This window comes from endosymbiont of Riftia pachyptila (vent Ph05), from assembly GCF_000224455.1.
GTDB lineage: Bacteria > Pseudomonadota > Gammaproteobacteria > Chromatiales > Chromatiaceae > Endoriftia > Endoriftia persephonae.
The window spans coordinates 1-11,866 of record NZ_AFOC01000101.1 but is presented as its reverse complement, the minus strand read 5'-3'; the positions used below and the strand labels follow the sequence as shown (position 1 = coordinate 11,866).

At 58.8% G+C, this 11,866-nt stretch carries 10 protein-coding genes; all 10 read right to left on the bottom strand.

The window, feature by feature from the left end; translation table 11 throughout:
* Positions 1-36 precede the first annotated feature (36 nt).
* The 10 genes from RIFP1SYM_RS13675 to RIFP1SYM_RS13630 all read right to left on the bottom strand — a co-directional run bounded on the left by RIFP1SYM_RS13675 (position 37) and on the right by RIFP1SYM_RS13630 (position 11,803).
* Entirely contained in the window at positions 37-852 is an 816-nt protein-coding gene (locus RIFP1SYM_RS13675) for a DsbA family protein (RefSeq protein WP_240992122.1), read from the bottom strand.
* 145 nt (positions 853-997) lie between these two features.
* A complete protein-coding gene (locus tag RIFP1SYM_RS13670; RefSeq protein WP_050798775.1) occupies positions 998-1,450 on the bottom strand; it encodes a hypothetical protein in 453 nt (150 codons plus the stop codon).
* 47 nt (positions 1,451-1,497) lie between these two features.
* On the bottom strand, positions 1,498-4,701 hold the full coding sequence (locus RIFP1SYM_RS13665) for an efflux RND transporter permease subunit (protein ID WP_005965755.1): 3,204 nt from the start codon (positions 4,699-4,701) through the stop codon (positions 1,498-1,500).
* Positions 4,698-6,260: an efflux RND transporter periplasmic adaptor subunit gene (locus tag RIFP1SYM_RS13660; RefSeq protein WP_005965754.1), complete on the bottom strand. Its 1,563-nt coding sequence runs from the start codon at positions 6,258-6,260 to the stop codon at positions 4,698-4,700. Before RIFP1SYM_RS13660 ends, RIFP1SYM_RS13665 begins: the two co-directional genes overlap by 4 nt.
* On the bottom strand, positions 6,253-7,542 hold the full coding sequence (locus tag RIFP1SYM_RS13655) for a TolC family protein (RefSeq protein ID WP_006474906.1): 1,290 nt from the start codon (positions 7,540-7,542) through the stop codon (positions 6,253-6,255). The genes RIFP1SYM_RS13660 and RIFP1SYM_RS13655 overlap by 8 nt, the downstream gene beginning before the upstream one ends.
* Positions 7,543-7,691: 149 nt before the next feature.
* On the bottom strand, positions 7,692-8,099 hold the full coding sequence (locus RIFP1SYM_RS13650; protein ID WP_005965752.1) for a hypothetical protein: 408 nt from the start codon (positions 8,097-8,099) through the stop codon (positions 7,692-7,694).
* 128 nt (positions 8,100-8,227) lie between these two features.
* Positions 8,228-8,983 carry a TVP38/TMEM64 family protein gene (locus RIFP1SYM_RS13645; RefSeq protein ID WP_240991660.1) on the bottom strand — a complete coding sequence of 252 codons (756 nt, stop codon included), beginning with the start codon at positions 8,981-8,983 and terminating at the stop codon, positions 8,228-8,230.
* 4 nt (positions 8,984-8,987) lie between these two features.
* On the bottom strand, positions 8,988-9,341 hold the full coding sequence (locus RIFP1SYM_RS17100; protein WP_081417769.1) for a heavy-metal-associated domain-containing protein: 354 nt from the start codon (positions 9,339-9,341) through the stop codon (positions 8,988-8,990).
* Between the two features lie 19 nt (positions 9,342-9,360).
* Positions 9,361-9,585, bottom strand: coding sequence for an SHOCT domain-containing protein (locus RIFP1SYM_RS13635; RefSeq protein ID WP_005965749.1), 225 nt, complete (start codon positions 9,583-9,585; stop codon positions 9,361-9,363).
* A gap of 13 nt (positions 9,586-9,598) precedes the next feature.
* Positions 9,599-11,803, bottom strand: a complete 2,205-nt coding sequence (locus RIFP1SYM_RS13630) for a copper-transporting P-type ATPase (protein WP_139042148.1) — start codon at positions 11,801-11,803, stop codon at positions 9,599-9,601.
* Positions 11,804-11,866 lie beyond the last annotated feature (63 nt).

The following is an 11,866-nucleotide window of genomic DNA, read 5'->3' as shown; positions in this document are numbered from 1 at the left end:
GCTTATGTATCTGGCGTTTAGGTGACGGTCGGTTACTCATTTTGCTGTCTGATCTGACAGCAAACGGTCTACCGCAGCCTGCAAGCGGGAAAGTGACAAGGCACCGGCGGTGGCAAAGAGATCACCGCTGACATGATTGAGAAAGATCGTTCCGGGCGTTCCTGAGATCCCGGCTTTAACCCCATCCTCATAATCCTCCCTGACCCGGTCAGCCATCCTGCCACTATCGAGGCAGTCCCGAAATCTCTTACCATCCAGCCCGATCTCTTCGGCCAATGGCACCAAACGATCGATTGGGAATCCCCTACCATTGGAGGTCGTACGTTGGTAGATCAGATCGGAATAGCGCCAAAACGCATCATTTCCTCCCAGTTCAGAGGCACACTCTGTTGCCTCAGCTTCCTTCTGTGCACCGGGATTGTGGAATTCCAGAGGAAAATGCCGATAGACCCAGTTGACCTTGCCTGCGTTCTGTTCGATAAGCTTTTTCACGGTCGGGTGAAACCGCTTACAGAATGGACATTCGAAATCCGAGTATTCAACCAGACTGATCGGCGCATTGGGATCGCCATAAATATGATCCCTCTCCGCCGAAACAGGACGAAGATTTCGCGCATGTTGCGCCCGTGCATGATTCTTTTCAGAAGCCGACGCAGCACGTTGTTTCTGAATATAGGATTCGATTCCACGCTCTATAGCGCGATCCATGAAGCCCTCTTCATCGATCAACCGTCTTAGCTCTTTTCTGACCTCTTCTGCAATGATCGCTCTGTCTGTAATCGGCCCATCGGAATCCGCACGAACGACAGAGCTAATCACACCAATACCGATCGCGCATCCGACCAGAAACATAGCCAGAAATCGTCTACCTGATCCACTATGAGTCATAGCTCTCTACCCTCATGATTTTGTTGATCTTGCCAGGCTCTGGTTGTGGAATTTCAGATCCAGAAAAGGGAAGCCCTCAATCGCCTCCCTTTTCCGGCACTGATTCCGCTTACCTGGCCATATAGTGAATGCCACCAAAGTGTTTCTGTCCGTCAGCTGTCTTGAACAGCACCATCAGCTGGTATTCGCCAGTCTGGCCCAGATCGTAGCCGGCCATATGCCAGTCCCCCATCTTCATCAGCATCTTGCTGCCCTCCTTGCCATCGGGGAAAACCACCTTGGAATTGACGGCGATGTCGTTCAGTGTCCGGCCATCCTTCTCCACCTTGATCATCAGATTGTGACTGCCGCCGTGCTGCATACCCTCTTTGGCCTGCATCACGTGGAAGCTGACGGTGTACCCGTCGATCTGTGTCTTCTCCAGGAACATCTTCGACTGGGCCGCCATGGTGTCATGGCTGCCCTGATCCATGGGGGTTTGATTGTGGTCCATGCCAGCATAGCTGGCGGCGGCAGCACCGCTCAGGATGGCAAAGGTCAGGCTCTTCAGGACTGTTTTCATGTTGTATCTCCACTCACGTTGGTAAAAGTCGTTTCCAAATATTTCAATCAAGCTTCGCTGTTTTTTAGGAGCTCCTCCGCTTCTACGACGGTTCCACTGGAATAGAACCGTTCCTTGAACTGCAAAACCAGACCGTAGATCACCGGTAGCACCAGCATGCAGAGCACAGTGACACTCACCATGCCCCCCACCATCGGGGCAGCGATGCGCTGCATCACCTCGGAGCCGGTGCCAGTGCCCCAGAGGATCGGCAACAAGCCGGCAATGATGGCGGTGGCGGTCATGGCGATAGGACGCACCCGCTCCGCCGTGCCCTGGAGCACCGCCTCCATCAGTTCGCCCTTGGTCAGACACGCTGCATCACCCCGGATGATTCTCTGGTGGCGTGCCTCCGCCACGGCCTGATCGATGAAGGTCAGCACCAAAATGCCGATCTCCGCCGCCACCCCGGCCAGGGCGATGAAGCCCACCACCACCGCCACCGACAGATTGAAGCCGTACCAGTAGACCAGCCAGATACCGCCGATCAGCCCGAAGGGGATGGAGAGCATCACCACCAGCGGTGAGCTGAGGTTGCCAAAGTTGAAGTAGAGCAGCAGGAAGATGATCAACAGAGTCGCCGGCACCACGATGCGCAGCCGCTCCTCAGCCCGCTCCATGTATTCGAACTGCCCCGACCAGACCAGGGCATAACCCGGCGGGATCTTCACCTGTTCACTCACGGTTTGCCTGGCCTTGGCCACATAACCGCCGATATCCGAGGTGCTGATATCGACATAGATCCAGGCGTTAGGCCGGGCGTCCTCGCTTTTGATCACCGGCGGCCCCCGGCGCAGCTGGATCTTCGCCACCTGGGCCAGGGGAATAGATTCACCGTTGGAGGTGGGGATCAGCACCCGCTTGAGCCGCTGAGGATCATCACGCAGTTCCCTCGGGTAGCGCACATTCACCGGGTAGCGCTCCAGCCCCTCCACCGTGCGGGAGACGTTCATACCACCAATGGCAGACTGGATCACATCTTGCACATCACCCACGGTGAGCCCGTATCGGGCCGCCTCCTTGCGATCGATATCAAAATCGAGGTAGTAGCCCCCCAGCGCCCGGTCACCGAAGGCGGAGACCGTATCCGGGACCGTTTTCATAACCCGTTCGATATCCTTCGACAGCGACTCCAGCACCCCGAGATCCGGCCCGCTGACCTTGATCCCGATGGGGGTCTTGATGCCGGTGGAGAGCATGTCGATACGGGTCTTGATCGGCATGGTCCAACTGTTGGCCAGCCCCGGGAACTTGATCGCCGCGTCCATCTCATTCATCAGCTCCTGGGTGGTCTTGGCGGGATCGGGCCACTCTTCTCGCGGCTTCAGCCTAATCGTGGTCTCCAGCATCGCCAGGGGCGCCGGGTCGGTGGCGCTCTCGGCTCGCCCAGCCTTACCGTAGACCGTCGCCACCTCGGGAAAGCTGGAGATAATCTTGTCGGTCTGCTGCAGCAGCTCTTTGGCCTTGGTGATGGAGATGCCTGGATAGGTAGTGGGCATGTAGAGGATATCCCCCTCATCCAGGGGCGGCATGAACTCGCTGCCCAGTTGCTGCAGCGGCTGCAAGGTGAAGCCCAGCAGCACCACCGCAACCGCCAGGGTCAGCCAGCGCACCCGGATCGCCAGCGACAATAGCGGGCGATGCATCATATGGAGCAGGCGGTTGATAGGGTTTTTCGCCTCCGAGATAATCCTGCCGCGGATAAAAAAGCCCATCAGAACCGGCACCAGCGTCACCGCCAGGATCGCCGAGGCAGCCATGGCGTAGGTCTTGGTGAAGGCCAAAGGACTGAATAACCGCCCCTCCTGGGCCTGCAGGGTGAAGACCGGTAGGAAGGAGACGGTGATGATCAGCAGCGAGAAGAAGAGGGCTGGCCCCACCTCCCTCGCAGAGTTACCGATGGCCTGCCAGCGTTCGCGTTCACTCAGCTTCCGTCCCAGTCGGCGGGCCATCTGTTCCAAGTGTTTGTGGGCGTTCTCGATCATCACGATGGCGCCGTCCACCATCGCGCCGATAGCGATGGCGATACCCCCAAGGGACATGATGTTGGCGTTGATGCCCTGGGCATGCATCACCATGAAGGCCATCAGGATACCCACCGGCAGGGTGAGGATTGCCACCAGGGCGGAACGAGCGTGCAACAAGAAGATGATGCAGACCAGGGAGACCACAATCGACTCCTCCAGCAGCTTGTGCTGCAGATTGTCCACCGCCCGCTGGATCAGGTCGGAGCGGTCATAGACCGGCACGATCTCCACCCCGTCTGGCAGCCCCGCCTGCAACGCCTCCAGCTTCTCCCGTACCTTCTGAATGGTGGTCAGGGCGTTTTCGCCAAAGCGCATCACCACCACGCCACCGACGGTCTCACCCTCACCGTTCAGCTCGCCCACGCCACGCCGCAGCTCCGGCCCCAGCTGCACCTGGGCGATATCCCGCAGGCGCACCGGGGTCCCCCGGCCATCCACCGCCACCGGGATCTCCCGCAGATCGTCCAGGCTCTTGATATAGCCGCGGCTGCGCACCATGTACTCGGTCTCGGTCATCTCCACCAGTCGCCCACCCACGTCATTGTTGGAACGCTGGATGGCATGTTTCACCTTGTCCAAGGTGATGCCGTAGGCGGCCATGGCATTGGGGTCCACCTCTACCTGGTACTGCTTCACGTAGCCACCAATGCTAGCCACCTCCGCCACCCCGGGCACCGTCTGTAAGGGGTAACGCAGATACCAGTCCTGGATCGAGCGCAGCTGGGAGAGATCCTGATTACCGCTACGGTCCACCAGGGCGTATTCGTAGACCCAGCCAACCCCGGTGGCATCCGGCCCNAGGGTGGGATTGACCCCGTCGGGGAGCCGGCTGGTGACATAGTTGAGCTGCTCCAGCACCCGGGAGCGGGCCCAGTAGAGGTCGGTCCCGTCCTCGAAGATGATGTAGACGAAGGAGAGCCCGAAGAAGGAGTAGCCCCGCACCGTCTTGGCATAAGGTACCGAGAGCATGGCGCTGGTCAGCGGATAGGTGACCTGCTCCTCCACCACCTTGGGAGCCTGGCCCGGGAACTCGGTGAAGACGATCACCTGCACATCCGACAGATCGGGGATGGCATCCAGCGGGGTCTGTTTCACCGCCCAGATGCCTGCCGCCAGCAGCAGCAGGCTGCTGAGGATGATCAGAAAGCGGTTACGCAGGGAGCCGTTGATGATCCACTCGATCATGGCTTGCGTCCCCCATCCAGGGTGAAGCCGCTCATATCCATCGCATCGGGAACGCTACTATCAAGGCGCATTTCATCCATCGACATGTCAGGTGCATCCATAGCCATACCCTGCATATCCATATCCGCCCCACCGACGGACTGCCCCCCCTTGGCCGCCTCCATCATCTTGGCGGTCGCCTCCCGCAACTTGGATTCAGAATCGATCAGAAACAGAGCTGAGGCCACCACCTCCTCTCCAGCCTTCACCCCATCAAGCACCTGTACCCAGCCCTCACTGCTCTGGCCCAGGGTCACCTCCCGCGGTTCGAACTTGCCCGGCTCACGTACAATGAAGACCTGATCCCGTTCACCGGAGCGCACGATTGCCGCATCCGGCACCACCACCGCATCCTTCTGCAACTCGGTATTGAGGGTCACGTCGGCGAACATATCCGGCTTGAGTGCCAGTTCCGGGTTATCCAGTTCCAGGCGCACCTTGATGGTACGGGTCCTGGCCTCTGCATAGGGATAGATATAGGAGACCGTGCCCTCGAATATCCTGCCCGGCATACTCTTCAGGGTTATCTGCGCCTTGTCGCCGACACGCACCCTGGATAGTTCATATTCATAAACGTCGACCTGCACCCAGACTTTGGAGAGGTCGGCGAGACGGTAGAGTTCGCTCCTGGGGGTCACATACTCCCCCTCACTCACGTTCAACTTCATCACGATACCGTCGAAGGGAGAGTGGACGTGTAACGCCTTGAAAGGCTTACCACTCTGCTCCAGTTCCCTGATCTGGTGTTCCGGTACATCCAGCAGCTGTAGCCGTTCACGAGAGATCTCCGCCATCTGACGGGCACCCTCTCGGATATCGGGATACTCGCTCTCACCCAGCGCCTTCAGGTTGCGCAGCGCCAGCAGATACTCATGCTGACTGCTGACCAACTTGGGGGAGTAGATGGAGAAGAGGATGTCGTCCTTCTTCACCGGTTCTCCGGTCTTGTTGATGAAGAGTTTCTCAATCCACCCCTCAGTCTTCGGATGCAGACGGGTGATACGGGTCTCATCGGCAATCACCCGGCCCAGGGCTCGCACCGAACGCGAGAACGCCTGACGCTTGGCCTTGACTGTGCGCACACCGATGTTCTGTACGGTCACCGGGTCAATCTTCACCGTGCCGGTGGGCTCATCCGCCGCCCCGCCGTCATCGGCATAGACCGGCAAGTAGTCCATACCCATCTCATCCTTGGTGAACACTGGCGAGGTGATAGCGGGATTCATCGGGTTGCGCCAGAAGAGCACCTTGCGCTCCTTTTTCCCCGTCTTGGGTGCATCGGCGTAGACCGGCAGGTAGTCCATACCCATCTCATCCTTGGTAAACACCGGCGAGGTGATAGCGGGATTCATCGGGTTGCGCCAGAACAGGGGCTTTTCTCCCGCCTCCATGCCCGCAGCAGCCACACTCTCCAGCCCCGGAACAAGCCAGGGAATCTGTGACCGGTAACCACTCATCCAGATGCCTGCACCAACGCCAACCAGTAGTGCGACAGTAAGACCCATTGGGTATTTATTCATGATTATTCTCCCCGCCGACCGCAGCCAGCAGACGCGCCTCGGCCTGTTTGGCCTGACTCAGGGCCTTCCAGTAGGCAATGCGAAAGTTGTTCAATTTGATCTGGGTGCGGACCAAGGTAAGGAAGTCGACCTTGTCCACCTGATAGCCGGCGAGCATGGAGGCCACCGTCTGCTCGGTCTGAGGAATGATCCCGTTGAGCAATAGACGGGCCTGCTCTCGGCCCTGTTCATAATCCGCCAGGGCGCGTTCCACCTGTTCACGAATCGTGCGCCGGGCATCATCCAGGGCGTAGCGGGCTTCCATTCGTTCGCTGGTGCGCTGATCCACCTCCCGATCCTGCTTGCTGCCCTGAAAGATCGGTAGATTGAGGCTGACGCCGATGGAGAGAAAGTCGCTGCGGGAGGAGCCGTCCGGATTGTTGCCACCCCGCAGACCATAGGCCCCCTTGAGGGTGAAGTCGGGATAGATCCCCTTCCGCGCCAGCTCCAGACGGCGATTCGAGGCATCCAGCGTATGCTGTTTCATACTCAACAGAGGGCGCTCGGCCAGGGCCTGTTGCAGCCAAACTTCGGCCCCCTCCAGATTCAACAGCTCAGGGGGATCGACGGCTGGCAGCTCCACGAGTGAATCACCTGGATGCCCCATCAATGCCTGCAGACGGGCCGCCTCACTACGGCGCATGCCACGCAGACGTACTGCCCGTTCCAACTGACCTGAGAGCTCCACTTGGGCCAGCAGCACATCCTGCTGCAGCCCCTCGCCCACCCGGTATTTGGCCTGCACCACCTGGACAAAAGAACGCAACCGCGACTGATTGTCCTCTACTGTGGCCAGGGCACGATCCAGATAGAAGAGATTCCACCAGCTGCGTCTCACATCACGGGCCAGCATCAGCCGCGCCTCGCGAGTCGCATCCTGCTTGCCCAGGGCCATCAGCCGCGTCGCCTCGGCACGCAACTCGAGCTTGCCGGGCCAAGGCAGCTTCTGGCTGATCCCGACCTGAAACTGGGTCATGGGCTCTTGGGTCAGATCAAAACTATCCAGGGGAAGATTGGCGGCGTTGAGAGACAACACAGGATCGGGCAAGGCGCCAACCTGACTCGGCCGATGAGCGGCGGCCTCTGCCCTGGCCTGTACCTCAGCGAGGCCGGGATTGTCCTGTAACGCCAGGCTCACCGCCTGGCCGATCGACAAGGTGCCGGCCGCCTGGCCACTCTGCCAGATCAGACCGCACACAAGGAAAAGGGCGACACGCGCCCGGCGTTGCGGAAAAGAGAACATCAATGAAAACCTGCTGTTTGGTTCGGGTCTGGCAGCAGGGGGTTCCCCATCCCCAAGCGAATTCGAGCTGTCCTGGCGGACGCTAAAAGATCAGAGGGTGGAGAACGGGATGCTGCCGGCTGAAACGCTGGTCAGACAACAGGTGGGTATCAGATACGCAGGCAGCAGAAACTCAGGCGCGGGGGGATGGGAACCGGTGGGGCTGAGAAGGAGAACAGGATCTCGTCACGGGGTGGCCCCCTGACCGGACGCAGATCCGCCAGATCTTTAGAGACCAGAACCGACCGATCGATGCGTTCGAAGCCCAGGAGATCGGAATCGCGCTGCGGCAGGGCCTGCCGCAGGTTGAGATGGCCAGTATCACAATGGCATTGAAGATCCGCCATCTTGGGCATATGGCAATGGTGACCATCCGCCATGACCCGATGAGAATCCTCTCCCATCGGCATGGAGTGCTGCCCGAGGCCAGCCAAGGCACCCTGCCCCCAGGACAACAGCAATACCACCACTAACATCCAGGTGGTCAATCGCAGATTGTTGTCGTGGGTCAAGGACATCTTAAAATGTCTTACTTCTCAAAGCGTTCATTATGTTTCAGATAGAGACACGACGGGTAACGAAGGGTTCCATCATTGCGTGCTGGATTTGATCAGATATCGTGACCGGTCACAAGTCTGTCCCATCCCTACCGATCCACGGTCGATTTACCTGACACATCGATCCGGTCAGTAACTCTACGCCCATGCCATTTCACGAGTATCGTGGCAATGATCGGCACCAATGTCAGCCCACCCAGCAACAGCACGCTAGCAAGCACCTGCTCCAGGCTCGACGAGGTCAACTCACCGCCGAAGTGGGCCAGCAGAAAACTCGCGGGGATAAGACCTGTCAAGGTCGCTAAGGCAAATCGCCAGGTCGTGATTGGGGTCAACCCGGCACCATAGCTCACCAGATCGAAAGAGAGGAAGGGTATCAGCCGCGAAACGAATACCATACCCATCAGGAAATTCTGGGAGCCCAGCCAGCCCAATCTCAAGCGGCTGCCGAATACCCTAACCATCAGCTCATAACCAAGCAACCGGGCAATCCAAAAAGCTCCCATTGCCCCGCTGGCGGCACCAGCCACCACATAGACAGTGCCCCAGGTATGCCCGTAGGCGGCGCCGGCCGCCAAGGCAATCGGTGCGCTGGGAATGGGATTGATAATGATGGCTATCGCCATCAGAACGATAATCGTGACCGGCCCCCAATACCCCAGTTCCGAAATCCAGGCTTTCAGCTCATCGACATCTGTGACAGTGGCCAGCATCCCAAGCTCCTTTAGCAGGTAGTAAGCAGACACAAGAACCAGTACCAAAAGCCCGAGCAAAAGGATTCGTCGAATAACGGGATTCATCCGGTCATCTTTCACGACAAGTGTAAACAGAAATGCATCACCCACCCCTCTACTTGGGTGGCTTATTGCAACAGGCCGGAGGCGGTGCATGTGCATTGTCTCTGGCATTGGTATCGGTAAATTCAAACCAACTGCCCTTAAACCGACACCACCAATTGTCTAACGGCGGAAAGCCGGCGCTTTCCAGCGCCTCCACAATGGCTTGGTAAGCCGACTGGCTGGCGTCGTATCGCACGATGAGCTGGTGTTTTTCCACATCCGTAGCCATATTGCGGACACCCGATAAAGCACGGACTGCATCTTCCACTGCCATCGCATCGGCAGCATGAACCAGTGCCGGTATCTTGATCCTGCGCCTGACTTCCCAGGTGCCTACAGGTTTCATGGAATCTTGCGTTTTCATCACTTACTCCGGACTCTATTCAACCACCCAAATCCTCTCGTTTTTTCTCGAACTCCTCTTGATCAATCTCACCCCTTGCATAGCGCTCCTTCAGGATGTCCAGTGCAGACTTTTGCGTTTCAGGTGAATCATTACTACTCCCCCCAGCCGCCTTTACAGCCCACACAATCACAACGATCAAAAGGATCCAAAACAACCACATAAAGCCACCGCCAAAACCCATACCAAAACCGTTTCCCATCATGATCTCCTCTTCGTTAAATCGTTACTCGCCTGAGTCTGAGTGCATTACCAATCACGGACACCGAGCTAAAGCTCATGGCGGCCGCAGCAAGTATCGGTGATAACAACAGACCAAAAACGGGATAGAGCGCACCGGCGGCTACCGGCACACCGAGAGAATTGTAGATAAAGGCGAAGAAGAGGTTTTGGCGGATATTGCGCATGGTCGCCCGGCTTAACCGCCTGGCACGCACGATGCCGCGCAGGTCACCCTTGACCAGGGTCACGCCGGCGCTCTCCATCGCCACATCGGTACCGGTACCCATAGCGATACCGACATGGGATTGCGCCAGAGCTGGGGCGTCGTTGATGCCATCTCCCGCCATCGCGACCGTATGACCCTCCGCCTGGAGCTTTCTGACGATCTCGGCCTTCTGGTCCGGCAGCACTTCGGCCTCGACCCGGTCGATACCAAGCTGGTCAGCCACAGCCTGAGCGGTCGTTTGATTATCACCCGTCAGCATGACCACCTTTACACCCTCGACATGCAGATCACGAATGGCCTGTGGTGTAGATGCCTTGATGGGATCAGCCACACCAATCAGTCCGGCAGCCTGACCGTCAATGGCCACGAACATGACCGTCTGTCCCTGTGCGCGACCAATTTCGGCCTCTGCAAGCAAATTGCCCGAATCAATCGACAGCCCCTCTAGCAGTGTGAGGTTGCCGAGCGCCACCGTTCGCCCATCGACAGTGCCGGTCACGCCTTGGCCTGTGATCGATTCGAACCGGTCAGTGGAAGCCAAGCTGACACCCCTCTCCTCGGCACCACGGACAATGGCCTCCGCCAGCGGGTGTTCACTGGCCCGTTCCAGACTGGCGGCGAGACGCAGCATCTCATCTTCTTCGAAACCTTGGCTGACCTGAATGGAAACCAGCTGCGGCTTGCCCTCGGTCAGGGTGCCAGTCTTGTCCACCACCAGGGTGTCCACCTTCTCCATAATCTCCAGCGCCTCGGCGTTCTTGATCAGTACGCCCAGGGTCGCCCCCTTGCCGGTACCGACCATGATCGACATGGGTGTCGCCAGCCCCAACGCACAGGGACAGGCGATGATGAGCACCGCCACGGCATTGATCATGGCGTGGGCCAGGCGCGGCTCGGGGCCAAAAAAGCCCCAGACAATCAGAGTGAGTACGGCGATCATCACCACCGCTGGCACGAAGTAGCCAGCAACGATATCCGCCAGCTTCTGGATCGGTGCCCGCGAACGCTGGGCCTCGCTGACCATGCGTACGATCTGGGCCAGCAGGGTATCACTCCCCACTTTCTCCGCCTGCATCAGCAGGCTGCCAGTGCCATTTACGGTGGCACCAATCAAGGATTCACCCCGGGTCTTCTCGACCGGTATCGGTTCCCCGGTGACCATCGACTCATCGACAGCACTACTGCCGTCGGTCACCACGCCATCCACCGGCACTTTCTCTCCTGGCCTGACTCGAAGGATGTCGCCAGGCATAACCTGTTCCAGCGGAATGTCATCTTCGGTGCCGTCCGCACGCACGATGCGTGCCGTGTTGGGGGCCAGCCCCAGCAACAGCTTGATGGCCGCATTGGTGCGGCTGCGGGCGCGCAGCTCCAATACCTGCCCCAGCAGTACCAGGGCCGTAATCACGGCTGCCGCCTCGAAGTAGACGGGGACCGTCCCGCCTTCGTGCAGCATGTTGGCAGGAAAGATGGCCGGAAACAGCAGGGCGACGACGCTGTAGATCCAGGCCACCGCCACACCCAGTCCAATCAGGGTGAACATGTTGAGATTCCAACTCACCACCGACTGCCAGCCGCGCACGAAGAAGGGCCAGCCACCCCACAGGACCACCGGCGTGGCCAGGGTGAACTCGATCCATTGCACCGTCTTCATGGATAGACCGGCCGGCAGCCAGCTGGGCATGAGATCCGCCACCATCGCCAGCAAGAAGAGCGGCAGAGCCAGCATGGCGCTCACCCAGAAGCGCCGGTTCATATCGATCAGCTCTTCGTTTTTCTCCTCCACCTCGATAGTGCGCGGCTCCAGCGCCATGCCACACTTGGGGCAATTACCGGGATGGTCCTGCACGATTTCGGGGTGCATCGGGCAGGTGTATTCGGTGCGAGTCACCGCCACCGGTTCACCCATCGGCTCCAGAGCCATGCCGCACTTGGGACAGGGACCGGGATGCGCTTCCTGGATCTCCGGATGCATGGGACAAGTGTAGACAGCGCCGGCCACGGGCGGATGCGCAACATCCTTCGCAGCGTGATCATG